General features: G+C 66.6%; 24 protein-coding genes. 9 read left to right on the top strand and 15 right to left on the bottom strand.

The genetic code is table 11. The annotated features are described in order from the left end of the window. The first annotated feature begins 83 nt into the window (after positions 1-83). Positions 84-548: an Lrp/AsnC family transcriptional regulator gene (locus tag IEY58_RS28955; protein WP_189051654.1), complete on the top strand. Its 465-nt coding sequence runs from the start codon at positions 84-86 to the stop codon at positions 546-548. Between the two features lie 81 nt (positions 549-629). Here IEY58_RS28955 and IEY58_RS28950 read toward each other — a convergent pair whose 3' ends face one another. Together IEY58_RS28950 and IEY58_RS28945 are read right to left on the bottom strand one after the other, a co-directional pair. Beyond that, entirely contained in the window at positions 630-1,718 is a 1,089-nt protein-coding gene (locus IEY58_RS28950) for a hybrid-cluster NAD(P)-dependent oxidoreductase (RefSeq protein WP_229744030.1), read from the bottom strand. Then, positions 1,708-2,964: an aromatic ring-hydroxylating oxygenase subunit alpha gene (locus IEY58_RS28945; RefSeq protein WP_189051652.1), complete on the bottom strand. Its 1,257-nt coding sequence runs from the start codon at positions 2,962-2,964 to the stop codon at positions 1,708-1,710. Before IEY58_RS28945 ends, IEY58_RS28950 begins: the two co-directional genes overlap by 11 nt. Positions 2,965-3,098: 134 nt before the next feature. Between IEY58_RS28945 and IEY58_RS28940 the strand changes: the two genes are divergently transcribed. Then, entirely contained in the window at positions 3,099-4,013 is a 915-nt protein-coding gene (locus IEY58_RS28940) for a LysR substrate-binding domain-containing protein (protein WP_189051651.1), read from the top strand. Between the two features lie 112 nt (positions 4,014-4,125). Here IEY58_RS28940 and amaB read toward each other — a convergent pair whose 3' ends face one another. The 3 genes from amaB to IEY58_RS28925 form a co-directional block, all read right to left on the bottom strand. Further along, positions 4,126-5,694: an L-piperidine-6-carboxylate dehydrogenase gene (gene amaB / locus IEY58_RS28935; protein WP_189051650.1), complete on the bottom strand. Its 1,569-nt coding sequence runs from the start codon at positions 5,692-5,694 to the stop codon at positions 4,126-4,128. Positions 5,695-5,722: 28 nt separating this feature from the next. Next, positions 5,723-7,150: a 2-oxoadipate dioxygenase/decarboxylase HglS gene (gene hglS, locus IEY58_RS28930; RefSeq protein WP_189051649.1), complete on the bottom strand. Its 1,428-nt coding sequence runs from the start codon at positions 7,148-7,150 to the stop codon at positions 5,723-5,725. 152 nt (positions 7,151-7,302) lie between these two features. Beyond that, the gene (locus tag IEY58_RS28925) at positions 7,303-8,199 is read right to left on the bottom strand and encodes a LysR family transcriptional regulator (protein ID WP_189051648.1); all 897 of its coding nucleotides are present in this window, start codon (positions 8,197-8,199) and stop codon (positions 7,303-7,305) included. A 174-nt stretch (positions 8,200-8,373) separates the two neighbouring features. Between IEY58_RS28925 and IEY58_RS28920 the strand changes: the two genes are divergently transcribed. Further along, a complete protein-coding gene (locus IEY58_RS28920) occupies positions 8,374-9,657 on the top strand; it encodes an NAD(P)/FAD-dependent oxidoreductase (RefSeq protein ID WP_189051647.1) in 1,284 nt (427 codons plus the stop codon). 37 nt (positions 9,658-9,694) lie between these two features. On the opposite strand, the gene IEY58_RS28915 is transcribed toward IEY58_RS28920, so the two are convergent. The 4 genes from IEY58_RS28915 to IEY58_RS28900 are packed head-to-tail and all read right to left on the bottom strand — an operon-like array spanning position 9,695 to position 13,176. Beyond that, positions 9,695-10,903: an acetate/propionate family kinase gene (locus tag IEY58_RS28915; protein ID WP_189051646.1), complete on the bottom strand. Its 1,209-nt coding sequence runs from the start codon at positions 10,901-10,903 to the stop codon at positions 9,695-9,697. Then, entirely contained in the window at positions 10,896-11,849 is a 954-nt protein-coding gene (locus IEY58_RS28910) for a phosphate acetyltransferase (RefSeq protein WP_189051645.1), read from the bottom strand. The genes IEY58_RS28915 and IEY58_RS28910 overlap by 8 nt, the downstream gene beginning before the upstream one ends. Positions 11,850-11,904: 55 nt before the next feature. Next, positions 11,905-12,744 carry a universal stress protein gene (locus IEY58_RS28905; RefSeq protein ID WP_189051644.1) on the bottom strand — a complete coding sequence of 280 codons (840 nt, stop codon included), beginning with the start codon at positions 12,742-12,744 and terminating at the stop codon, positions 11,905-11,907. 30 nt (positions 12,745-12,774) lie between these two features. After that, positions 12,775-13,176 (bottom strand): hypothetical protein, encoded by a 402-nt coding sequence (locus tag IEY58_RS28900; RefSeq protein ID WP_189051643.1) that lies wholly within the window; start codon positions 13,174-13,176, stop codon positions 12,775-12,777. Between the two features lie 148 nt (positions 13,177-13,324). Here IEY58_RS28900 and IEY58_RS28895 point away from each other — a divergent pair, with 148 nt between their 5' ends. Continuing rightward, entirely contained in the window at positions 13,325-14,236 is a 912-nt protein-coding gene (locus IEY58_RS28895; protein WP_189051642.1) for a universal stress protein, read from the top strand. A gap of 21 nt (positions 14,237-14,257) precedes the next feature. Here the strand turns inward: IEY58_RS28895 and IEY58_RS28890 are convergent, their stop codons facing one another. Further along, positions 14,258-15,010 (bottom strand): Crp/Fnr family transcriptional regulator, encoded by a 753-nt coding sequence (locus tag IEY58_RS28890; RefSeq protein ID WP_229744029.1) that lies wholly within the window; start codon positions 15,008-15,010, stop codon positions 14,258-14,260. Between the two features lie 107 nt (positions 15,011-15,117). Here IEY58_RS28890 and IEY58_RS28885 point away from each other — a divergent pair, with 107 nt between their 5' ends. The 5 genes from IEY58_RS28885 to IEY58_RS28865 all read left to right on the top strand — a co-directional run bounded on the left by IEY58_RS28885 (position 15,118) and on the right by IEY58_RS28865 (position 19,122). Further along, on the top strand, positions 15,118-15,594 hold the full coding sequence (locus tag IEY58_RS28885; protein WP_189051641.1) for a hypothetical protein: 477 nt from the start codon (positions 15,118-15,120) through the stop codon (positions 15,592-15,594). Positions 15,595-15,689: 95 nt separating this feature from the next. Next, positions 15,690-17,213 (top strand): PAS domain-containing sensor histidine kinase, encoded by a 1,524-nt coding sequence (locus IEY58_RS28880; RefSeq protein WP_229744028.1) that lies wholly within the window; start codon positions 15,690-15,692, stop codon positions 17,211-17,213. Next, on the top strand, positions 17,210-17,821 hold the full coding sequence (fixJ, locus tag IEY58_RS28875) for a response regulator FixJ (protein WP_189051639.1): 612 nt from the start codon (positions 17,210-17,212) through the stop codon (positions 17,819-17,821). The genes IEY58_RS28880 and fixJ overlap by 4 nt, the downstream gene beginning before the upstream one ends. 142 nt (positions 17,822-17,963) lie before the next feature. Next, on the top strand, positions 17,964-18,320 hold the full coding sequence (locus IEY58_RS28870; RefSeq protein ID WP_189051638.1) for a response regulator transcription factor: 357 nt from the start codon (positions 17,964-17,966) through the stop codon (positions 18,318-18,320). 127 nt (positions 18,321-18,447) lie between these two features. After that, positions 18,448-19,122 (top strand): helix-turn-helix domain-containing protein, encoded by a 675-nt coding sequence (locus IEY58_RS28865; RefSeq protein ID WP_189051637.1) that lies wholly within the window; start codon positions 18,448-18,450, stop codon positions 19,120-19,122. 23 nt (positions 19,123-19,145) lie between these two features. Here IEY58_RS28865 and IEY58_RS28860 read toward each other — a convergent pair whose 3' ends face one another. From IEY58_RS28860 to cydB, 5 genes are read right to left on the bottom strand one after another with little or no spacing between them, the layout of a single operon-like run. Further along, positions 19,146-20,267 (bottom strand): alpha/beta fold hydrolase, encoded by a 1,122-nt coding sequence (locus IEY58_RS28860; RefSeq protein ID WP_189051636.1) that lies wholly within the window; start codon positions 20,265-20,267, stop codon positions 19,146-19,148. Positions 20,268-20,325: 58 nt separating this feature from the next. Next, positions 20,326-21,336 (bottom strand): CBS domain-containing protein, encoded by a 1,011-nt coding sequence (locus IEY58_RS28855; protein WP_189051635.1) that lies wholly within the window; start codon positions 21,334-21,336, stop codon positions 20,326-20,328. Positions 21,337-21,363: 27 nt separating this feature from the next. Then, positions 21,364-21,612: a cyd operon YbgE family protein gene (locus IEY58_RS28850; RefSeq protein WP_189051634.1), complete on the bottom strand. Its 249-nt coding sequence runs from the start codon at positions 21,610-21,612 to the stop codon at positions 21,364-21,366. Continuing rightward, positions 21,612-21,746: a cytochrome bd-I oxidase subunit CydX gene (cydX, locus tag IEY58_RS28845; RefSeq protein ID WP_189051633.1), complete on the bottom strand. Its 135-nt coding sequence runs from the start codon at positions 21,744-21,746 to the stop codon at positions 21,612-21,614. Before cydX ends, IEY58_RS28850 begins: the two co-directional genes overlap by 1 nt. Positions 21,747-21,756: 10 nt before the next feature. Then, the gene (cydB, locus tag IEY58_RS28840; RefSeq protein ID WP_189051632.1) at positions 21,757-22,896 is read right to left on the bottom strand and encodes a cytochrome d ubiquinol oxidase subunit II; all 1,140 of its coding nucleotides are present in this window, start codon (positions 22,894-22,896) and stop codon (positions 21,757-21,759) included. Positions 22,897-22,899: the final 3 nt, after the last annotated feature.

Below are 22,899 nucleotides of genomic sequence, written 5' to 3'. Positions count from 1 at the left end.
ATATCAACAAAATGGCTGCAAAACTTGCCAATGTTTGAGCCAATTTCTGTTATCATTAGCAGGGTTTGCTAAGGATAACAGAAATGGATGGAATAGATTCCAAGATCATTCGAGCCTTGCAGGCCGATGGCCGCCTGACCAATCAGGAGCTGAGCGAAAAGGTCAACCTTTCGCCGTCGCCATGCCATCGGCGCGTGCGGATGCTCGAAGCTTCAGGCATCATCGACGGCTATTCAGCGCGCATCAGCCACCGCGCGCTCGGCATGCCGATCATGGCTTTCATTACGGTCCGCCTGGCTTCGCAGAAGAATTCGATGACGCTTTTCGAGGAAGCCGTGCGGCGCACAGAGGAAATTACGGCCTGCTACCTGATGTCCGGCGCACAGGATTATATCCTTCAGGTCTTCAGCATCTCGCTCGACACTTACGAGCAATTCGTGCGTGAAAAACTATCGGAATTGCCGGGAATCGGCGGTTGGGAAACGCATTTCGTTTTCGGCGAGATCAAAAAGGGCGGGCTCGTTCCCGATCCGCGCCTCATCAAATGAGGAACGAAGCGTGACCTTATCCAACGGATCGGCGGCTAGGGCGTCCGGCGCCGAGCGCGGTTTATGACGGGCACGCGGCTGCTACCGGTCGACTACCAGGTCGCTCAAGGGTTTCGAGCAGCAGGGCAGGAACCATCCGGCATCGATTTCCCGCTGCCGTATGCCGCCGTTGTGGTGCATATCGACGGTGCCGCTGACCAGCTTTGACTTGCACGTGCCGCACAGCCCGTTCGCGCAGGACGACGGAAGTCTGATCCCCTGCCGTTTCGCGTGGGAGAGCACGGTCTGCCCGGCGGGGACCTCGATCGTGCGGGCCTGCTTCGCGAAATCGACCCGGAACGATTGCGTCTCCGGCCCCCCATCATCCTTGATGGGGGCGTCCTCGAGCGGCGGCTCGTCGAAGCTCTCCTGAAGATAATTCGCTGCCGGCACGCCTAATTCCGCGACGATGTCGCGCGCGGCCTTCATGAACGGTGCCGGTCCGCAGCACATGACGATCCGTTCGGCGACGTCGGGAACCGCAAGGGAGACGTACGATTTCGAGATCCGGCCCGAGAGCCCCGGCCAGGACCGTTCGCCGACGATGTCTTCCGGCAGCAGGAACAGGCGAAATCCCTTGACCCGGTTCGCCAGCAGCGCGAGCTCGTCCCGGAAGATGATGTCGCGCGGCGACCGCGCCGCATGGACGAACACCACGTCGGCGGGCTCGGCCAGGTCGGCCAGGTCGCGCGCGATCGACATCACGGGCGTTATGCCCGAACCGCCGGACAGGAACAGAAATTTTCGGCCGGCGCCGCTCGGCCGGAGGAAAGCGCCGAGCGGCCCCTTCGCCTGCACCGTGGCGTTCGGCGTGAGAGTGTCGTGCAGCCAGTTGGAGATCCTGCCGCCGGCCACGCGCTTGACCGTGATCGAGATCGCGTTCTTGCGATGGGGCGAAGAGGAGATGCTGTAGCACCGGCTCTCCACCGCGTCGCCAAGGTCAAGGTCGAACAGGAAGTATTGACCGGCGTGGAAGTCGAAATGCTTGCCGGCCGGGGAGACGAACGTGAACGTCTTCACGTCGTGCGTCTCCTGGTGGATGTCGACGCACAATAGCCGATCGTCGAGCTCCGGATCCCAGTTCTCCTTCAGCCGTGTTGCGTCGACCGGCCGATGATCATCAATAGCCATGGGCGCGCATCCGCTCGATGTACCAGGTCGAGAACTTGTCGAGATGCCCCTCCGTGAAGGCCGAGTAGCACCCCGGCTCATAGGCGGGGTCCGTAATGCCGGCGTGCGATCTCGCGACCAGCTCGGAATCCTGGTCGGTCGTGGCGATCCAGACGTTCGTCAGCTTCTCAAGATCGTAGTCGACGCCTTCGACGGCGTCCTTGTGGACCAGCCACTTGGTGCGGACCAGCGTCCGGTCGGCCGACAGCGGAATGACCAGCGATGTCACCGCGTGGTCGCCCATGAAGTGGTTCCAGCAATTGTGGCCCCAGAGGTGGGTGTCGCCGAGATCCTTGCGCGTCATCGAGCCCAGCAACTTCGCCGAAGCCGCCGTCGCGTCCGGCGTCTGGGACTCACCGTTGCCGGCGATGATCAGCCGCTGCGTGCGGAAATTGGTGGCGCAGTCGACCAATTGCTCGACCGCGGCGGATGGGTAGCCTTCGGCCTCCCAGCGCTCGGTGCGCTCGGCATAAAGCGCCTGATGCCTTTCGGCATCTGCCCGGTCTTCCTCGCTCAAGCTTTGCGGATCGTAGCCGAAATCAAGGTCGATGAACGACACGCAAAGTTCAGGGTGGTTCGACGAGCAATGGTAGCACTCCCGATTATTCTCGAGCGTCAGCTTCCAATTGCCCTGTTCGATGACCTCGGTCTGGAACGCGATCTTGGTATTGCGGATGTCGTAGGGGGCGAGGCGCCGTTCCATCACCTCGACCAGGCGATCGATGTCGTCCGGCGGATTGTCGGAGAGGCATACGTAGATCAAGCCGCCGATCGACCTGAAGGTGACCGGCTTCAGGTTCCGGCAGCTTTTGTCGAAGTCGATGCCCATGTGCGGCGCGTGCACGAGCTCGCCGTTCAACTCGTAGGTCCACTGGTGGTAAGGGCAGACGAGCTTCGATACGACCGACGGTCCGGGCGGCAGCAGCCGGGATCCGCGGTGCCGGCAGACGTTGTGCACGACCCGGATCTGGCCGTCGTCATCGCGCAGCAGAATGATGCTGGACGTTCCGAGCTCGACCACGCTCGCATCGCCCGGCTCGGGCACGTCGCACTCCAGGCCGACATAGATCCAGTGCTTGCGGAACAGCACGTCAAGATCGGCTTCGAACACATCCGGGCGCGTATAGAGACCCTGCGGCAGCGAATGACCGGCCAAACGGGCGTCGAGCAGGGCGGAAATGGAGGGCGAAGCGACCTGGGACATCATTTGCCTCATCGATTGTCACAAGATCATTGAGCCTCAAGCGCTCCCTGCTCAACGCCACAAATGTGCCGCCTTGACATAATTTGGTGTAATGTCAATCCTCGCACGACGTGCTTGGAACAGAAGGACGCCGCCTCTTGGCAAGCCTGAGACGGAAGCTGCCGCCCCTGACGGCGCTCACCGCGTTTGAAGCGGCAGCTCGCCTGGCCAGCTTCACCAATGCTGCGCATGAACTAGGCATTACCCAGGCGGCCATCAGCCGGCAGATCCACGCGCTCGAAGAGATCCTCGGCTCCCCCTTGTTCCGGCGCCTTCATCGCAGGGTCGAGCTGACGGAGAGCGGCAAGCTGCTCGCTTCCTCCACCTCGAACGCGTTCAATCAGATCGCCGACACGGTCGCCGAAATCGCGAAGGGCTCGTCCGGGGACGAAGTCACGATTTCGGCGACCGTGGCCTTCACCCAGTTCTGGCTGCTGCCGCGGATATCCAGGTTTTCGCGCCTGCATCCGCAGATCAAGCTGCGGATCGTGAGCCAGGATATGGCGGTCAACATCGACAGCGGGGACGCGGACCTGACCATCAGGTTCGGCAGCGGCGTCTGGCCCGATGGCGTGGCCGAGTTTCTATTCGACGACGAGATCTTTCCGATCTGCAGCCCGGAGTTTGCTCGCGAGGTTGGCAAGGTCGAGACGCCTGAGGAACTGATCCGCTACCCCCTCATCACCTATGACGTCACCGATCCGACCTGGACCGGATGGAACGAATGGCTTGCGGCGTTTTCGGTCGAGGCCCCGCAGCGGCCGCGGGGCATGCATTGCAGCTTCTATACGGAGGCTATCCATGTCGCCCTCAGTGGCGAGGGCATCGCGCTCGGATGGAAGCGCCTTGTCGAGGACCTGTTGGCGCAAAATCGCCTGGTTCGACTTACCAACGCGTCGATAAGCACGCGCAACGCCTACTTCGTCGTCGTTCCGAGGCGTCGCCGGAAAAAAGCAGGCGTGGAACAATTCATCCAGTGGCTGAAGGATGTGTCCAAGGAGGCGGACGGCTGAACGCCCCCTCAGGCACAGGGCAGCGGATGCCGTTGATCCGGTTGAGGGCGGAGGCCACGAGGTCGTGCCGCGCCTGGAAGGCGTGGCACGGCGCTCGCTCGTGGCTTCCCTCTCATGCCACGTCGAACTTGACGCCCTGGGCGAGCGGCAGCGTCCGGCCATAGTTGATCGTGTTCGTCGCCCGGCGCATGTAGGCCTTCCAGGCGTCGGAGCCGGATTCGCGGCCGCCGCCCGTCTCCTTTTCCCCACCGAACGCGCCGCCGATCTCGGCACCCGACGGCCCGATATTCACGTTGGCGATGCCGCAGTCGGAGCCGCGCGCGGAGAGGAACGCCTCGGCCTCGCGCAGGTCATTGGTGAAAATCGACGAGGACAGGCCCTGCGGCACGGCATTGTGCAGGTCGAGCACCGCGTCGAAATCGCTGTAGCGCATGACATAGAGGATCGGCGCGAACGTCTCCTGCATCACGGGACCGGCTTGCTCTGCGATCTCGACGAGCGCCGGGCGGACGTAATAGGCCTCATCCATCGCGCCGACGCCGATGCGCTCGCCGCCAAGCACGGACGCACCGGCCTCCTTCGCCGCGCCAAGCGCCGTCTGCATGGCGGCGAAGGCGGCCTGGTCGATCAGCGGCCCGACCAGGTTGCCCGCCTCGAGCGGGTTGCCGACCGTGACGGACGTGTAGGCCTGCTTCAGCCGCGGCACCAGGCTGTCATAGACGCTCTCATGGACGAAGAGACGGCGCAGCGTCGTGCAGCGCTGGCCGGCGGTGCCCATGGCGGCGAAGGCCACGCCGCGGAGCGTCAGCTCGAGATCCGCCGTGGGCGTGACGATCGCCGCGTTGTTGCCGCCGAGTTCGAGGATGGCGCGCGCAAAGCGCTGGGCCAGCCGCGGGCCGACGGCACGCCCCATCGCGGTCGACCCGGTGGCGGAGACGAGCGGCACCTTGGGATGGCCGACGAGCAGTTGGCCGACAGAACGACCGGCAATGAGGACGGCCGACAGGCCATCGGGGGCGGTCCCGCCTTCTTGCTTGAAGCGCGCGAGCGCCCGGTCGAACAGCGCTTCGGTCGCGAGCGCCGTCAGCGGCGTCTTCTCCGATGGCTTCCACACGATCGCGTTGCCGCAGACGAGGGCGAGCGCCGCATTCCACGACCAGACGGCGACGGGGAAGTTGAAGGCGGAGATGATGCCGGTGACACCCAGGGGATGCCAGGTTTCCATCATGCGGTGCTCGCTGCGTTCAGTCGCGATCGTGAGCCCATAGAGCTGGCGCGACAGGCCGACGGCGTAGTCGCAGATGTCGATCATCTCCTGGACCTCGCCCAAGCCCTCCGAGAGGCTCTTGCCGACCTCGATCGACACGAGCCGGCCGAGTGCCTGCTTGTGTGCCCGCAGTTCGTCGCCCAGCAGGCGCACGAGCTCGCCGCGCTTCGGCGCCGGCACCAGGCGCCATTTGAGGAACGCCGCATGCGCCTCGTCGATGGCGCGCCTGGCCTCGGCCTCGCCGACCTCGACGACCGTCGCGATCGTCTCGCCGGTGATGGGCGAGCGGGCCTTGAGCGTGCCGCCGGTATAGCGGGCGCTCGCGACACCCAGATTGCTCAAGAGAGCGGAGGCCTCGGAGACGAGGGAGAACGGCGCGCCCGATGCTGCGCGCTCGGCGTGGATTGCGGACATAGTCGGAGTCCTCATGGTGAAGGACGGCTCAGTGGGCCGTCGGGATCATGCCGTGCCGGTTCAGCGAAGAACCGTGCCCGATGCCGAGCTGCGCCCAGGCCTGGTGAAGGGAGAGCGCCTCGGCCTGCGCGTAAAGCTCGAGCTCGTCGTGAACCTTCGCGCCGAGGGCGTCCTCGAACGCCTCGCGGTTCGAGCGCGCCCTGTAGTTCCGCTGTTCGTCCGTGCCGAGATTGGACTGGAAGATCCCCGCGGCGCTCACCGGCAGGAAGTCCTCGTAGATGATGGGATCGAACCGCAGATAGCCTTGCGCGACGAGGCCGTCGACCGTGGGCGCCAGCATCTGGCCTGAAGCGGCCGCCGCGAGCCCGGCCTCGGTCGGGGAGTAGCGGAAGAAGGCCAGCCCCTGTTCCCGCAGGTCCCGCCAGTTGTCCGGGAACGCCTGGAACGCCTCGGCCAGCACGGTGTCATAGTCGCTCGCCATGGATTGGGCATCACGTCGTGCGGTCGCGAGCAGCGTGTCGTAGAGCTTGCGGCCCTTGCGCGTCAGCGCGACGCCGCGCTGCTCGATCTCGCCGAAACGCGCCGTGTGCGTGCCGTCGCCAGATCCATGTTCCTCGGCCTTGAAGACGATCGGCTCGTCCAGCGCCTTGAAACTGGTCTGGCGCAACAGGATCGCGCATTTCCGCCGCGGCGGCCCTTCGATGACGGCCTTCGGGGCGATGCCATGCTTCGGCATTCCGGCCTGGACCGCGTCGATATCGAGCGTCCGCGGGGTCAGATGGTTGATGTGCGGTCCTTTGAAGCTCGCAATGTCTGCGACCAGCCGGTGGGCGTCATGGAGCGCCTTGTAGGTCGACAACGTGACGGTCGCGTCCCGGTGCCAGCGGAAGGTCTCGAGCGCCTCGCGCACGAATTCTTCCGCTTGGGCGTGGTCGAGGCCGCCGGCCGTCTCTGCCCCCTGGGTGAGCGCGAGCGCACGGGGTGTAAAGATCCGGCGCGCCGACAGGATGCGCGCGACTTCGGCCCTGAGCGCCGCATCCTCGATCAGCTCGAGGCGCAGGACCGAGGTGAAGACGCGGAACGGATTGCGGCCGAGCGCCGCGTCCTCGACCGGGCGGAAGGCGGTCGAGTGCACCGGCACGCCGGCGACGGATAGATCATAGTAGCCGACCGGATGCATGCCCATGACCGCGAACAGCCGGCGGATGGTGAAGAGCTCCGCCGCGGTTCCGAGCCGGATGGCGCCATGGCGTTCGACGCTCAAGCGATCGAGCTCGCCGCGGCACGCCAGCGCCGACCGCAGCGCCGGGTCTTCGGCGAGCGCGCCGGCGTTCACCTGTGCCACGAGATCCAGGAGCGCGCCGTACTGCGGCACCTCGGCGCGGTACATTTCCGACAGGGCGCGAGAGAACAAATCCCGGATTTCATCGGGCGCCACGTGTGCGGACGCGGGCATCTGGATTTCCTTCACCAAGGCAAGCAGCGAACGAGCCGATCATTCGTTCCTGTAATGATTTGGCGGAAGGTAGTGGGCGGCTTAGCTAGAGGCCAAGCAATCGTTTCTCAAGAAGTCATTCCTAAGGAGAATGATCTGTGGCCGACCATCAATCAACGGTCCGCCTGCGTCTCCGCCAGGAGCCATTCGCGAAAAGCAATGAGCGGCGGATGGTTGGCGCGGTCGTGCGGCCAGGCCAAGTAGTAGGCCTCCGCGCTCGTCATCGGCAGATCGAGCGCGCGGACGAGCTGGCCCGAGCGCAATTCCTCCTCCACCAGAAATTCCGGAAGCAGCGCCACGCCCAGGCCGGCGATGGCCGCTTGGGCGGCTGTCGCGAACTGGTCGAACAGCATGCCGTGGACGGCGTGGGCGGGGACATCGTGCGCGGCGAGCCAGCGCTCCCAGGCGTCGGGCCGGCTGGTGAGGTGGAGGAGCGGCGCCATCCGGATATCGGCCGCCGTTTCAAATCTGAAGCGGTCCCTGAGGTCCGGGCTGCAAGCCGGAACAACCGTCTCGGAGCGTAGCAGGGCAAGGGCGCCGCCCGGCCATTCCGCCGGCCCGAAATGGATCGCGGCATCGACCGCCTCGAGGCGAAAATCGAACTGGGTGAGGCGCGTCACGAGATTGATCGTGATCCCGGGATTGCGGGCCAGGAATTTGGGCAGCCGGGGCGCCAGCCATCGCGTCCCGAACGTCGGCAGAATGGCGAGATTGAGGGTTCCGCCGAACGGGTTTGCGCGCAGATTGAGGGAAGCGGTGCTGATCTTGCGCAGGGCATCCCGGATCTCGCGCGCATAGATGTCGCCGGCCGCCGTCAGGCGGATCGTCTGGCGCTCCCGATGGAAGAGCTCGACTTCGAGCTGGTCCTCGAGCGCCTTGATCTGACGGCTGACTGCGCTCTGCGTCAGGGCGAGCTCTCTCGCCGCCGCCGTGATGCTGCCGGTGCGCGACGCGGCCTCGAACGCGCTCAAGAGCGAAAGCGACGGCAAAAAGCGGCGCGGGGTCTGCATCTCATTCCGTCGCAGAATTACCTGTTGAGCGAACGTTGATAGCTGAAAGCGGAATACCGATCCAACATCGCAAGCCGCGGTGGCTGCCCTCTGGACGTCTTGACGTTATGGAATGACAATCGCACCAGAGCAACCGGCCATTTGCCGAATGATGCCGATGGGGATGGACCACGAATGTTGGGAAACGACAGGTCTCACGGCCTCTGGGAGCTGACCGCACCGCCAGCGCCCGACCTCGGCCCGCTGGCTGAGCCGCAGCAGGTCGACGTCGCGATCATCGGTGGCGGCTATACCGGGATCTCCGCGGCGCTGCACCTGGCTGAGGGCGGCGCCACCGTCGCCGTGCTGGAGGCCGTCGACGTCGGCTACGGCGGCGCCGGCCGGAATGTCGGGCTGGTGAATGCCGGCATGTGGGTCATGCCGGACTATCTCGCCGGCACGCTCGGCGACGAATATGGCGAGCGGTTGCTGAGCCTGCTGGGCAACGCCCCCAGCACCGTCTTCGATCTCGTAGAAAAACATCAGATCGACTGCGAGCTCGTCAGGGCGGGCACGCTCCATTGTGCGGTCGGCCAGAAAGGGCTGCGGGAGCTCGAGCAGCGCGCCGAGCAATGGTCGCGGCGCGGCGCGCGCGTGGAACTGCTGAATGCCGACGACACGCGGCGGAAGGTCGGATCCTCGGCCTATGCCGCCTCCCTGCTCGACCATCGGGCCGGCACGATCCAGCCGCTTGCCTATGTGCGCGGCCTTGCCAAAGCCGCGGTCGGCGCGGGTGCCAGGATATTCACCGGAAGCCCGGTCATCGATGCCCGGCAGAGCGGCGGGCGCTGGACGCTGTCAACGAAGCTCGGCTCCGTCACAGCCGATTGGGTCCTGGTCGCGACCGACGCCTATGCCAACGGACCATGGTCCGAAGTCAAAACCGAGCAGGTCCATCTGCCCTATTTCAACTTCGCGACCACCCCGCTCGGCTCCAATGTTCGCGCATCCATCCTCCCGGAACGGCAGGGCGGATGGGATACCAATGAAGTCTTGACCTCGTTCCGGCTCGACAAGGCCGGGCGCCTGGTGTTCGGCAGCGTCGGCGCTCTCCGCGGCGCCGGTGCGTCGATCCACCGGTCTTGGGCGAGGCGCGCGCTGCGCAAGCTGTTTCCGCAAGTCGGCGACATCAGCTTCGAGGCCGAGTGGTATGGCCTGATTGGGATGACTGCCGACAACCTGCCGCGCTTCCATCGGCTGGCCCAGAACGTGATCAGCTTCAGCGGCTATAACGGTCGCGGCATCGCGCCGGGCACCGTCTTCGGCAAGACCGCGGCGAACTACATCCTTGGCAAGTTGTCCGAGCGCGAGCTGCCTCTGCCGGTATCGGACGTGTCGCAGCCGCGGTTTGCGTGGGCGAAGGAGGCATTCTACGAGGCCGGCGCGCAGATCGTTCACATGACCGCTGCACGTTGGTGAGCGACAGGCGGAGAGCAAGCCACCCATCTCCGCCAAATCAGCGTGCCTCTCGGGGATGTCCGCTTCGGAGGCGCTCGACGACCCGCTGCGTATGCCGGGCGATCATCAGGTTCTCGTTCGTTGGCACGACCCACACCGGCACCGCCGATCCGGGTTCGCTGATGCACGGCCCGTTCCGCGCGTTCGTCGCCTCGTCCAGCCGGACGCCGAGCCAGCGCGCGTCGCGGCAGACGCGCGCGCGGATGGGGGCCGCGTTCTCGCCGATGCCGCCGGTGAACACCAACGCGTCGAGCCCGCCGAGCGCCGCCGCGAGCGAGCCCAGTTCGCGGCCGATCCGGTAGACGAACAGATCGATCGCCTCGCGCGCCGCCGGCAGGTCGCTCGCCAAGAGCGTGCGCATGTCGCTCGACAGGCCGGAGACGCCCAAGAGGCCGGACTGCTCGTAGATCAGCGTCTGGACCGCTGCCGCACTCATGCCCTCCTGCTGCATCAGGTAGAGCAGGACGCCCGGGTCGAGCGCGCCGGTCCGGGTGCCCATCGGCAGGCCGTCGACCGCGGTGAAGCCCATGGTGCTGGCTCGGCTCAGGCCGTTCTCGATCGCGCACATGCTGGCGCCGTTGCCGAGATGTGCCACCACGACCCGGCCACGCGCCGCGGCCGGCGCGACCTCAGGCAGGGCCTGGCTGATATATTCGTAGGACAGGCCGTGGAACCCGAAGCGCCGGATGCCCTTGGCCGTGAGCGCCCGGGGCAGCGCGAAACTCTGGGCCACCGCCGGCTGCCCTTGGTGGAAGGCCGTGTCGAAGCAGGCGACCTGTGGCACGAGCGGCGCCACCGCCGTCACCGCGCGGATCGCCGCGACGTGGTGGGGCTGGTGCAGCGGCGCGAGCGGGATCAGCGCCTCGATTGCACACAGCACGGTCTCGTCGATGCGGACCGGCGCCGCATAGGCGGTCCCGCCATGAACGACGCGATGGCCGATGCCCGAGAAATCCGCCTCGCGCCCGACGTGGCCCGCAAACCATTCGTGGATCGCCGCGACCGCACCCTCGTGGCCGAGCGCACCGACTGGACGGTCGGCGATCACGGCGTCGTCGGCGTCCATAACCCGGAGCCGCGGCCGGCTATCGATCTCGCTGACCGCGCCATGGACGCCGAGGTTCAGCGATCGGTCGGGCGCCGTCTCGAAGACCGCGAACTTCAGGCTGGAGGAGCCCGCGTTCAGCACCAGGATCGGTTCACGCATATTGATGGGCCGACCGGAGCGCGTGGGCGTAGAGCGCGGCCACGGCGCAGCTCGCCATGCGGGTTCGGACATTGTCCGCCCGGCTCGTGAGCATGATCGGGACGCGCGCGCCCAGCACGAGGCCGGCCGCGTCCGCATCGGCGAGGAAGGTCAATTCCTTCGCCAGCATGTTGCCCGCCTCGAGGTCCGGGACCAGCAGGATGTCGGCGTCGCCGGCGACCGGCGACTGGATGTGCTTGATCGTCGCCGCCTCGCGATTGATCGCGTTGTCGAGCGCCAGCGGCCCGTCGATCACGGCGCCTTCGATCTGCCCGCGCTCGGCCATCTTGCACAGCGCGGCTGCGTCGATCGTCGACGGGATCTTGGGATTGACCGTCTCGACGGCCGACAGCACCGCGATCTTCGGCCGCGGAATGTCGAGCGCATGGGCAAGGTCGATCGCGTTGCGGAGGATGTCGGCCTTGTCCTCGAGCGTCGGAAAGATGTTGATCGCGGCATCGGTCAGGAACAGCGGCTTCGGATAGGTCGGCACGTCCATGATGAAGACGTGGCTCATCCGCCGCCCGGTCCGGATGCCGGTCGCGGAATCGACCACCGGTGCCATGAGCGCGTCGGTGTGGAGGCTGCCCTTCATGAGCGCGCGCACCTCGCCGGTTCGTGCAAGCGCCACCGCCGCCTCCGCGGCCGCGCGCGCATCCGGCTGGTCGATCACGCGGCAGGATCCGAGGTCCAGGTCGAGTGAAGCCGCGAGATCGCGGATCGCGGCCTGAGGCCCGACGAGCACCGGCTGGATGATCTTGAGCTCGGCAGCGTCGAGCGCCGCGCGGAGCGCGCTCTCGTCCGTCGGATAGACGACCGCGGTCGCGACCGGTGCCAGGGCATGGCACCGGTAGATCAGCGCCTCGTACTTCTGGTGCCTCTGTCCTTCTGGTGAGGGCGCCTGCATGTCGATCTCCTCTCGTGACGGTCCAGGTCAGTGCGACACCCTCAGTGCGACACCCTCAGTGCGACATCAGGACGGGCACGGTCATCTGCTGCAGGATCGATCGGGTGACGCCGCCCAGCACCATTTCGCGCACGCGGGAATGGCCGTAGCCGCCCATGACGATGAGATCGCTGCCGTAGTCCGCGGCGCGCGACAGGATCTCGTCGGCCGGATCGGTTGCCGCCGTGAAGCTGCGGTCGGTCTCGACCGGGATGCCGTGGCGCGCCAGATGCCGCGCGATGTCGGCGCCCGGCTCCTGGCCGTGCGCATCCACGCCCTGCTTCGGATTGACCGCGAGCACGGTGACCGCCCGGCAGGCCTTCAAGAGCGGCAGCGCGTCGCGCACGGCGCGCGCCGCCTGGCTGCTGGCGTTCCAGGCGATGAGCGCGTGCCGCTCGATCCGCTCGAACCGGCCGGCATAGGGCACGATCAGCGCCGGGCAGCCGGCATCGAGCACCACGTCGGCCGGGTCGGGGGTGTCGAGCGGACTATCGTCCGGCCGGCGCTGGCCGAGGATCACCAGGTCGGCGTAGCGGGCATTGAGCACGGTCTCCGGCCCCGGATAGCCGCGCGCCACGCGCCATTCGGCCGAGACGGCCTCGCGCTGGGTCGCGGCCTCGAACGCGGCGCGCACCTTGGCCGAGCGGGCTTCGAGCCGCGCGAGCGTCTCGCGCATGGCCGCGTCGAACAGCGCGGAATCGAAGCCGATCGACGAAAGACTGCCCTCGGCGGTCGACGAGGGATGCAACCCGACCAAATGGGCGTCGAACCGCTTGGCGAGCCCGATCGCGAGCGCCAGGCGGTCGTCGTTCGCGGGCCCGGCATCGAGCACGAGCAGCAGATCCTTGAGGCTCATCGACGTTTCTCCTGTTGGCGTTTTGCTCGTTCAGGCGGCCTGGCTCTCGGGCAACCGGCCCAGGCCGGCCGCGACACCAATGGATTCGATATAGAGACCGAACAGGCCCCAGGCGCAGCCGCGCATCAGGTCCTGGATCTGGCGGAAGTCCGTGAGCGCGTCTTCCGCGCCGCTCTGCAGGGCCGCGGCCAGGTTGTAGAGCGTCTGCACCGGCTCGCTGCCGCGAGCGAGTGCCACTGCGCATTTGGCGATCTCGTCGCCCTCGACCCGGATGAAGTCGGCCTGCCGGGCGACGATGTCGCCCATGGTTTTCGCCATAAGCCCCGTGCCGGCATTGATCAGGTTCGCCGACCGATGGCCGGCATCGAGCAATTGAATCGGATCGATCGCGGCCGGCAGGATGCCGTTCGCTGCGGGTTCAGTCTTGGCCATGGTCGTCCTCCATCCCTCGCGTTCCATCGCTCGCGTTCTCGGGCAGGCTCAGAAGAGCACGGCCCGGCGTGGGCCGGCATTGACCCAAATCAAGGCAGCGGCATGGGCGACGAGCGAGGCTCGGCATCCTCGATACCGGAGCCAAGCCATGTCCTATCGCACGATCCTCGCCGTCATCGACGGCACGGTGAACGACTACCGGGTGCTGGAGGCGGCACTGGCCGTCGGCCGGCCTTGTGAGGCCCGCATCACGGCACTCTATGCCGACACGGACCCTAGCGGGCTGCCGGCCGCTTATGTCGGTGATGGCGCCGGCGTCTATCTGAGCCAGGACCTCTGGGAGGCGCTCGAGGTGCAGATCGGCGAGCAGCGAGAGCTGGCGCGCGCGCATTTCGAGGATTGGAAGCACCGCGGCGGGCTGCGTGATGCCGTCGAGCAGACGGCCGGGTTGACGGCTCGGCTCGTTGTTGAGACCGGCCGCACGACGCATCTCCTGGCGAAGCACGGTCCGGTCACCGACCTGATCGTCACGGCACTGCCCGGCCCGGGCGAGGTCGGCCCAGGCATGATCGGCCCAGGCATGATCGGCCCTGGCATGATCGGCAGGGACATGGCGCTCGAGGCGGCCCTGTTCGATACGGGACGCCCGGCGCTGGCGATCCCCGCGACCGGAGCCACGACCGTGAGCCAGGGCGCGCCGATCGTCATCGCCTGGAACGGCAAGCCGGAGGCTGCCCGTGCGCTCGCCGGCGCCCTGCCGTTCCTTGCCAGCAGCCGCGGCGAGGTGATCGTGTTGACGGCCATCGAGCGGGATGTGTCTCGGCCTTTGGCACCGGTCATCGACTATCTGGCCCGGCATGGCGTCGCCGCGCGATGGGTCGAGCTTGCGGGCCATGATGGCGGTATAGGCGCGCTTCTCCTCGACGAGGCGGCGAAGCGTGGGGCCGGCCTGCTGGTGATGGGCGCCTACACCCACAACCGCTGGCGCGAAGTCGTGCTGGGTGGCGTCACCCGCCATGTCCTGAAGCATGCGGCACTGCCGATCCTGCTCGCCCATTAGCCGCTGGCGGCGCGGGCGGAGTCAGATATCTCCGCCCCAGCCTTCGCCGATCTCTTCCAGCCGCTCGCGGTGGAGCGTCACGGTATGATCGGGGCCGAGCGTGATGATGCGCGAGGTCTTGAGCCGCGTGATCGTCCGGCTGACAGTCTCGATCGTCAGACCCAGATAGTCGGCGATGTCGGCGCGGGTCATCGGCAGGGTGACCGGGTTGCCGGGCAGGCCGAGCCGTACGGCACGCCGCGACAGCTGGAGCAGGAAGCTCGCCACCCGTTCCTTGGCGGACTTGCGGCCGAGCGAGAGCATCTGCTCCTGGGCGATCGCCAATTCGTCCGACGCGCGCTCGCGCAGGCGGAACGCCATATTGGGGAACCGTTCGAGCAGCCGCTCGAACTGCCGCCGGTCGAACCGGCAGGCCGTGGCCGGCGCGATCGTCTCGACGGTATAAGCGTAAGTGTCGCGCACGGCGAGGCCGACGAAATCGCCGGGGAACAGGAAACCCACGATCTGCTGGCGTCCGTCGGGCAGCAGCTTGAACAGCTTCACCGCGCCGGACGTGATGTTGAAAAAGTGGCTGGCCTCATCCCCTTCCGACGCCAGGGTCGCGTGGGCCTGCAGGCGGATGGTCGTGATTGCGGCCGCCAGCTGGTCGAGGCAGCGGTCGTCGACGCCCTGGCAGACGCTGAGGCGACGGGCGTCGCATCGGCCGCAGGGGCTCACGAGCCGCTCCGCCGCGGTCATCGCGCCGATAGTGTCGGGGAGGGAGATTGCCGCCATGGCTCGGCACCTGATCGTTTGAATCGGCGCGAGCATAGGGCGGTCGCCGCGGGCCGCATTTGATCTGAATCAACGAACCGAAACGAACCGCCGCTCATGCTTCGGTCATGAGCCAGTTCATCGCATCACCGCTGCAACCCCGCGAAGTCGGGCAAGCGTTTCCGCTCGTCCAGCTGCTGCTGCCGGGCGTCGATCGCCGTCATTGGGAGCAGTTTGCGCGGCGCTTCCTGCGGCGTTCAGGCCGACGCGGCATCCTGACGGTGCGGGACCGCTGGGGCCACATCCGCGGCCTCGCGATCTTCCGCCGGGAGATCGACATGGCGGGTCCCATACTCGATGCCGACCCGGTCCTGGTCGTCGACCTGCTCGATGCGAGCGAAGTGGCGCTGACGCTGATCCGGGCGCTCGAACTGAGAGCGCGCGAAATCGACTGCGTCGAGATCCGGATGAATCTGGCCGAAGGAACCGAACGGAGTTGGCCCATGCTCGCCGGGACGGCGCATCTCGAGACGCGCCGCCGGCTGACGGCGCCGGTCCGACGCGCCGCCGCGAACCGCCCGGACGGGGAGCAGATTCCCGCCTGAGGTCTCCAGCCCCGCATCGGGGATCATGCGCCGCTTTGACATCATGGGGCGTTATGGCTAACTGATCGACGTTTCCTGTCAGGGAGTTGACCAGCTTGGCCCCGCAAGAGAGCGTCGCCTGGTGGAAGGCGATCATCGACACGGCGGTCGACGGCATCGTCACGATCGACGAGACGGGGCTCATCCGGTCCTTCAACCGGGCCTGCGAGCGGCTGTTCGGCTATACCGCGGCGGAAGTGCTGGGCCGCAACGTCCATATGCTGATGCCGTCGCCCTATCATGAGCAGCACGATGGCTACCTGAAGCGTTATCGGGAGACCGGCGAGAAGCGCATCATCGGCATCGGCCGCCATGTGCAGGGCCGCCGGGCCGACGGCTCGGTCTTCCCGATGTACCTGTCGGTCGGCGAGATCGTTCCGCCGGAGGGTGGCGAACGCCTGTTTCTCGGCATCATCCACGACACGACGGAGCAGCATGCGGTCGAGCACGAACTGCGCGAGACGGCCGAGCGGCTGCGCTCGATCCTGGCGCTCGTGCCCGACGCGATCGTGATCATCGACGAGATGGGCCGGATCGACTTCTTCGGCGCGGCGGCCGAGCGCCTGTTCGGCTGGTCGGCGGAGGATGTGCGCGGCCGGAACGTCAGCCTGCTGATGCCGTCGCCCTACTATGAACAGCACGACGGCTACCTGAAGCGTTATCGGGAGACCGGCGAGAAACGCATCATCGGCATCGGCCGCATCGTCGTCGGCAAGCGGCGCGACGGCTCGACCTTTCCCATGGAGCTCGCGGTCGGCGAGATGTCGATTGCCGGCCGCCGGCTGTTCACCGGCTTCGTGCGCGACCTGACCGAGCATCAGCTGGCGGAGAAGCGGCTGCAGTCGCTGCAGGCGGAACTGCTCCATGTCTCCCGGCTCTCGGCCATGGGCGAAATGGCGGCGGCTCTGGCCCACGAGCTGAACCAGCCGCTGACCGCCGTCATCAACTGGACCCAGGCGGCCTTCCGGCTGCTCAATCAGCCGGACGGTTCAGCCAATCCCAAGGCGCTCGAATTCATGGAAAAGGCGATCGGCCAGGCCAACCGGGCCGGGCAGATCATACGCCGGCTGCGCGACTTCATCGGCAAGGGCGAGAGCGAACACCGCGTCGAGAACATCAACAAGGTCGTCGAGGAAGCCTCCGCCCTGGCGCTGGTCGGCGCGCAGGAGCACGGCGTGCGGGCAACGCTGGAGCTGGCGGGTGACCTGCCGGGCGTGCTGATCGACAAGGTGCAGATCCAGCAGGTCATCATCAACCTGGTGCGCAATGCGCTCGAGGCGCTGGCCTCGGTCGACCGCCGGGTCCTGGTCATCTCGACCGCCCTCGTGGACGAGGACACGGTCGAGGTCCGCGTCGCGGACAGCGGGCCGGGTCTGGCGCCGGAAGTGGCCGCCCAGCTGTTCCAGCCGTTCGTCACCACCAAGGAAAAGGGCATGGGCATCGGCTTGTCGATCAGCCGCTCGATCATCGACAATCACGGCGGCCGGCTTGTGGCGACGCCCAATCCGGGTGGCGGCGTCGTCTTCAGCTTCACCCTGCGGACCGCGGCCGGCGAGGGGGAAGGGGGCGATGCGGAATGAGCGCCGCGAAGGTCTATATCGTCGACGATGACGAGGCGGTTCGCGAGTCGCTGGAAGCGCTGCTCATCTCCCACGGCTATGCGACCGCGACCTTCGCCTCGGGTCGGGCGTTTCTCGATGCTTCGGATCCTGGTGCCGAAGGCTGCCTCCTGACCGACGTCCGCATGCCCGATATGGATGGGCTGGAGCTGCAGGAACGCACCGCCGAAAGCCGGCCCAACCTCGCGGTGATCGTGATCACCGGCCACGGCGACGTGCCGCTCGCGGTCCGCGCGATGAAGGCGGGCGCGGTCGATTTCGTCGAGAAGCCCTTCACCGAGGACATTATTGTCCAGGCGGTTGCGAAGGCGCTCCAATTTGCTGCCGATCGTCGCAGCAGGCATGCCGACCGGGGAGAGATCGCCGGACGGCTCGAGCAGCTGACGGCCCGCGAGCGCGAGGTGCTGCAGGGGCTCGTCGCCGGCCTGCCGAACAAGACCATCGCCTATGACCTGGGCATCAGCCCGCGGACGGTCGAGATCCATCGAGCGCGGGTCATGGAGAAGATGCAGGCGCGCAGCCTGTCGGAACTGGTGCGCCTGTCACTCGCGGCCGGCATAGGAGCGTAGGGGGATTGGGGCGTAGGGATATCTCCGTATAGCGACGGGTCGGTGCCGACGCCTAATCTCCAGGACGGCCACCGGACACAGCCGCGTGGCGCCAGATCCGTCCGGGGCGGTCGTGAGCAGCAACAGTGCGATGGTTTACGTGGTGGACGACGACGAGGGCGTGCGCGAATCCCTGCACGCCGTGCTCGAGTCCTACGCGATCGCCGTCGAGGGTTTCGCTTCGATCGACGAATTCATCCAGCGCTACGACGGTCGCCGTGAAGGATGCCTCGTGCTCGACCTCCACCTGCCGCGCGCAGGCGGCATGGTCGTGATCGACTGGCTGCGCCGTCGCATGCGAAGCGCTTTGCCCATCCTGGTCATCACCGGGCACGGCGACAAGGCGACCCGGAGCGCGGTTCTGGCCGCGGGCGCCGACGACTTCATGGAAAAGCCGCTCGATATCGAGCGGCTGGTTTCCGCCATCCAGGATCTGTCGTCGCGCCGTCCTTCGCCCTAGCCGGTACCTGAGCCGGCACCCGAGCCGGCATAGGTAGTTCCCCTTACGGACCAATCCGTATAGCTGCGGTTCCCCATCTCGCGCTTCACTTCGGCCGTCAGCAGCTCACCGCTCGTCGGAGAAAGACATGCTCGCCAATGGTTTCGCCCCGTCCGCCTGCGCTCAGACCCAGCAGTCCATCTTCGTTGCCCTCTCCGGCGCTGCGGCGCCGGGCCGCAATCAGCTGGTCAAGCGCGACCAGACGCTGTTCTGGGTAGGCGATCCGGTCGATGGCTATTACCGCGTCATCAGCGGCGCCGTCCGGCTGTGCAAGATGATGCCTGACGGCCGCCGGCAGATCTCCGACTTCTTCGGCCCCGGCGACCTGATCCTGATCGAGCTCTCGGCCGAGCATGCCTTCACCGCGGAAGCGGTCACCGACAGCGTGATCTGCCACTACCCGCGCCCGACGATTGATGCGCTGCTGGCCGATCCGAAATTCTCGCGTCAGCTGCTGACAATCGCGTGCGATCGGCTCGTTTCGGCGCACCATCGGATGGCGGTGCTCGGCCGCAAGACCGCCGAAGAACGGCTCGCGACGTTCCTCGTCACGAGCGCCAAGCGGCTGCCTGCGAGCCGCCAGGTCATGAGCCTGCCGATGTCGCGCGCCGACATCGCCGACTACCTGGGCCTGACCGTCGAGACGGTGAGCCGCGTGCTCTCGAAATTCAGGCGTGACGGCCTCATCGACCTGCCGGACAGCCATTCGGTGCGCATCATGGACCGGGACCAGCTCGAACGCCTGAGCGACGGCGACGCGTGAGGCGGCGGGTGTCGCGACCCGGATCATCGGTTTCGACTGACCCACCGAGCGATCTCGGGCCAGGTCTCCTTCAGGGTCCGGGAGCCCATGAACAAACCGATATGGCCGCCGGGCACCAGCTTCTTCGCGATCCGCTCGGGCTCGGTGCCTAAGTAATTCTGCGCATCGAAGACCTGTTCCTTGGTCGTGATGTCATCCGACTCGCCGGCCAGCAGATAGACCGGGCAGGTGATGGCCTTGAGGCTGAGCCGGCGTCCGAGGCCGACAAACTCGCCCTTGGCGAGCCGGTTCTCCTTGAACAGCTGGACGATCGCCTGCAGGTACCAGCGGCCCGGCAGGTCGAGCGGGTGTTCATACCAGCTCTCGAACGTCTCCTCCTTGCGGAGGTAGGCGGGATCGTCGATGTGCTCGTACAGGTCGATGTGGTGTTTGAAGTAGTGCTCTTCGGGATGCATGTTCTTCCAGCCCGCGAGCATGCATTTCCCGCGCATGAGGCCGCCGCCGGCTGCGACCAGCTCCTCGTAGAAGCTGGTGGGCAGCGCGTGGACCATCCGCTTGATGGCACCGTCGCCGGCGCTCGTGTCGATGGGCGATCCCGCCAGGACAAGGCTCGCCACTTTCTGGGGAAAGCGGGCGGCGTACATGGCCGACATCCAGCCGCCCTGGCACAGGCCGATCAGATTGACGCGGCCGCCGAGTTCGTCGACGCAGACGTTGATCTCGGCCAGATACTGATCGATCTCGAGATCCTTCATGTCCAGGGTCGCCGACTTCCAGTCGGTCAGGAAGGGCCGTTCAATGCCATTGGCCAGCAGCGTCTCGATCAGGCTCTGGCCCCGATGATAATCCGCAATCATGGCCGAATGCCCGGCATAGGGTGCATCGACGATCGTCGGCACGCCGTCCGCGCCTGGCCGCGAATAGTCCCGGAATGCCATCGTCCGCAAATCGAGCAGGACCTGATTAGGCGTCGCGAGCTTCGGGCTGAGCTCGTGGTTGATCTTGGCTTCTTCCGCCAGGAACTTCAGGTTCTTGGCATAGAGCTCGAGGCCTTGCTCCGCCATTTCGGCGGTTGCGACGAGGGGCCAGAACAGCGGAACGCCTATCCCGGCGAGCCCATGCGGTGCTTTCGAGGTCTTGGTCATGACCAAATTCTCTCATCGTTGAGGCTGGACTGGGATCGTGCCCGGTGCGGCTGCCGACTTATTCCTTCCAGACGAGGAACATGCCGATGTCGCCGGGCTTGCCGTCCGGAAATTCGAGAACGCTCGCGGTCAGATGGAAACCCTGCGGCCGCAGCTCGCGGTCCCATCTGAGATAGAGCTCCGCCGCCTCGCCCCTGAGCGTCGAGGGCCAGTCATGCTCCGCGACATTGATGGCACGACCGCCGTCGCTGCACAGTTCGCTCGGGAAACGCAGCAGCATCAGCTGCTCCTGACCCTGTTCGGCCGCCTCGCGGGCCTTGTGCAGGAGGGTGCGCCAGGCCTCGTCGGAGACATGCTGATCGATAAGCGCGCGGACCCGCCGGCGCCGCTGGTCCAACTCGACCTGCTGAAGCGCCGCGCGCTCCTCCCGCTCGTGATGCTTGAAGCCCGACACCAGGTCTTGGAAGTCTGCGACCCGCAGGCCCGGCGCGTCGGGCTGCTCGGGCGCGGGCGGCAGCTCGTGCGATCCCGGGTGCGGACGGTGGAGAAACTGGTCGTCGATGTTGGCGAGCACGCCGGCCAGAAGCCCATGATGATTCCGCGCGGGCCTGCTGTTTTCCTGCTCGGACGTCAGGATCCGCAGCAGATCGGCGCGGCTGACGATGCCGACGATACGGCCGTCCCGGACGACGGGGACGCGCTTCACGCGGTGCGCCGTCAAAAGGCGCGCGATTTCGGCGGTGCTCGTCTCTTCGCCGACCGCGACGATCGGTGCCGACATCACGTCGTGCGCGGTCCGGCCGTTGGTGCGCATGCTCGCCAGAAACTCCGGATGCAGCGCCTCTCCCTCGGCGAGCAGCGCCAGCCACCAGTCCCTGCGCGCTTCCCGGTCGGCATCGCCGCGTCCGAGAAGATCGCCTTCGCTGACGATGCCGAGCGGCCGGCCGTCGCCGTCCACGACGGGAACGGCGCTGATGCCCTTCGTGAGCAGCAGCTTCGCAATGTCCCCGATCCGCTCGCTCGGCGGCACGGAAATCACCTCTGTCGTCATGATGTCGCGGGCGTGCATGCCATCCTCGCTTGGGTTGATCGGCGCCTATCGCATCATCAGCATGGCGGCCGACCCCAGGATCAGCGACCAGGCGATGAGCGGGGTGGCGAGCGCCCGGAAGAAGAACAGCCGCGGCACGTAGCCGAGGCCGTGGACGAACGCGACGGAGATGCCGAGCAGCAGGACCGGCAGTATCGCGTGAGTGGCCGGGCTCATCTGCCGCGCCACGACGAATGGCGCCGCGATGAGCAGGGCCGTCGCCGCCACCGCCAGCAGCAGCGACAGGGCGCGCATCACGGCTCGTCGTCCGCGCCCCGTCCCTCCACGCGTCGCACTTCCGCGGCCGGCCTGAGCTCGAGCCACATGGCGTTCAGCACGGCGAAGGCGCAGGCAAAGCCGAGGCCCAGGATCCAGGAGAAGTACCACATGGCGGTGTCCTTAATAGTATGAGTGGGGATCGCGCTGGATCGCCTGGGGCGTCACCGGACCGCGCAGCACCCGATAGACCCAGGCGGTGTAGCCGAGCACGATCGGTAGCAGCAGCAGCGTCGCCACCATCATGATGCCGAGCGTCGCGCGGCTGGACGACGCGTCCCAGACCGTGAGGCTCGACGCCGGATCGATCGATGACGGCAGCAGGAACGGAAAGAGGCTCAGGCCCGCCGTCGCGATCACGCCGGCAACGGCAAGTCCGCTCGCGACGAACGCAAGACGGGGCGCGCGCCCGACGAGGGTCAGGATGGCGGCGCCGAAGGCGGCCGCGATCGTGAGGCCGGGTGCCAGCAGGGTCCCCGGCTCCACGGCATAGTTCCGCATCAGGATGCCCGGCACGTGCTCCACCGTCTTGCGCAGCGGGTTCGACGGGCCATCGGGTCCCGCGCCCGCCACGATGCGCAAGCCGTCGAGACCGGACGCCCAGACGCCGCCGAGCGCGAACAGCAGGATGAGTGCCAGGGCGGCGACGATCCCGACCCCCTGCGCGCGTGCCTGGACCTCTCCCTCGGTCTTGCAGCCGAGCCAGGCCGCACCATGCATCGTGATCATCGTGACGCTGATGAGGCCGGCCAAGAGCGCGAAGGGATTGAACAGCTGCCAGAGCGTGCCTTCGTAGGTCATGCGCAGGCTGTCGTCGAACCGGAACGGCACACCCTCGAGCACGTTGCCGAAGGCGACGCCGAAGACCAGCGCCGGCACGAGACCGCCCGCGAACAGCGACCAGTCCCAGAAGGCGCGCCAGCGCGGATCCTGGATCTTGCTGCGGAACTTGAATCCGACCGGCCGCAGGATCAGCGAGGCGAGCAGCAGCAGCATCGCGAGATAAAAACCGGAGAAGGCGACGGCGTAGAGCGGTGGCCAGGCGGCGAAGATCGCGCCGCCGCCCAGGATCAGCCAGACTTGGTTGCCTTCCCAGACCGGGCCCACCGTGTTGATGACGACGCGCCGTTCGATATCGCTGCGGCCGACGAAGGGCAGGAGGATCGCCGTTCCCATGTCGAACCCGTCCATCACGGCGATGCCGATCAGCAGCACGCCAAGGATCCCCCACCACAGCAGGCGCAAAGTTTCATAATCGAGCATATC

Source organism: Aliidongia dinghuensis (assembly GCF_014643535.1).
GTDB classification, from domain to species: Bacteria; Pseudomonadota; Alphaproteobacteria; order ATCC43930; family CGMCC-115725; genus Aliidongia; species Aliidongia dinghuensis.
This window is presented reverse-complemented; position numbering and strand designations above follow the sequence as displayed.

What these genes read in the sequence shown, in the direction of transcription:
- fixJ (WP_189051639.1), top strand. Translation starts at nt 17,210, where the DNA reads ATGAGCGCCGCGAAGGTCTATATCGTCGACGATGACGAGGCGGTTCGC.
- IEY58_RS28945 (WP_189051652.1), bottom strand. Translation starts at nt 2,964, where the DNA reads ATGATGTCCCAGGTCGCTTCGCCCTCCATTTCCGCCCTGCTCGACGCC.
- IEY58_RS28910 (WP_189051645.1), bottom strand. Translation starts at nt 11,849, where the DNA reads ATGCAGGCGCCCTCACCAGAAGGACAGAGGCACCAGAAGTACGAGGCG.
- cydB (WP_189051632.1), bottom strand. Translation starts at nt 22,896, where the DNA reads ATGCTCGATTATGAAACTTTGCGCCTGCTGTGGTGGGGGATCCTTGGC.
- IEY58_RS28850 (WP_189051634.1), bottom strand. Translation starts at nt 21,612, where the DNA reads ATGCGCGCCCTGTCGCTGCTGCTGGCGGTGGCGGCGACGGCCCTGCTC.
- hglS (WP_189051649.1), bottom strand. Translation starts at nt 7,150, where the DNA reads ATGCCCGCGTCCGCACACGTGGCGCCCGATGAAATCCGGGATTTGTTC.
- IEY58_RS28955 (WP_189051654.1), top strand. Translation starts at nt 84, where the DNA reads ATGGATGGAATAGATTCCAAGATCATTCGAGCCTTGCAGGCCGATGGC.
- IEY58_RS28895 (WP_189051642.1), top strand. Translation starts at nt 13,325, where the DNA reads ATGTCCTATCGCACGATCCTCGCCGTCATCGACGGCACGGTGAACGAC.
- IEY58_RS28900 (WP_189051643.1), bottom strand. Translation starts at nt 13,176, where the DNA reads ATGGCCAAGACTGAACCCGCAGCGAACGGCATCCTGCCGGCCGCGATC.
- IEY58_RS28860 (WP_189051636.1), bottom strand. Translation starts at nt 20,267, where the DNA reads ATGACCAAGACCTCGAAAGCACCGCATGGGCTCGCCGGGATAGGCGTT.
- cydX (WP_189051633.1), bottom strand. Translation starts at nt 21,746, where the DNA reads ATGTGGTACTTCTCCTGGATCCTGGGCCTCGGCTTTGCCTGCGCCTTC.
- IEY58_RS28920 (WP_189051647.1), top strand. Translation starts at nt 8,374, where the DNA reads ATGTTGGGAAACGACAGGTCTCACGGCCTCTGGGAGCTGACCGCACCG.
- IEY58_RS28950 (WP_229744030.1), bottom strand. Translation starts at nt 1,718, where the DNA reads ATGGCTATTGATGATCATCGGCCGGTCGACGCAACACGGCTGAAGGAG.
- IEY58_RS28855 (WP_189051635.1), bottom strand. Translation starts at nt 21,336, where the DNA reads ATGCACGCCCGCGACATCATGACGACAGAGGTGATTTCCGTGCCGCCG.
- amaB (WP_189051650.1), bottom strand. Translation starts at nt 5,694, where the DNA reads ATGTCCGCAATCCACGCCGAGCGCGCAGCATCGGGCGCGCCGTTCTCC.
- IEY58_RS28915 (WP_189051646.1), bottom strand. Translation starts at nt 10,903, where the DNA reads ATGCGTGAACCGATCCTGGTGCTGAACGCGGGCTCCTCCAGCCTGAAG.
- IEY58_RS28885 (WP_189051641.1), top strand. Translation starts at nt 15,118, where the DNA reads ATGAGCCAGTTCATCGCATCACCGCTGCAACCCCGCGAAGTCGGGCAA.
- IEY58_RS28865 (WP_189051637.1), top strand. Translation starts at nt 18,448, where the DNA reads ATGCTCGCCAATGGTTTCGCCCCGTCCGCCTGCGCTCAGACCCAGCAG.
- IEY58_RS28905 (WP_189051644.1), bottom strand. Translation starts at nt 12,744, where the DNA reads ATGAGCCTCAAGGATCTGCTGCTCGTGCTCGATGCCGGGCCCGCGAAC.
- IEY58_RS28890 (WP_229744029.1), bottom strand. Translation starts at nt 15,010, where the DNA reads ATGGCGGCAATCTCCCTCCCCGACACTATCGGCGCGATGACCGCGGCG.
- IEY58_RS28925 (WP_189051648.1), bottom strand. Translation starts at nt 8,199, where the DNA reads ATGCAGACCCCGCGCCGCTTTTTGCCGTCGCTTTCGCTCTTGAGCGCG.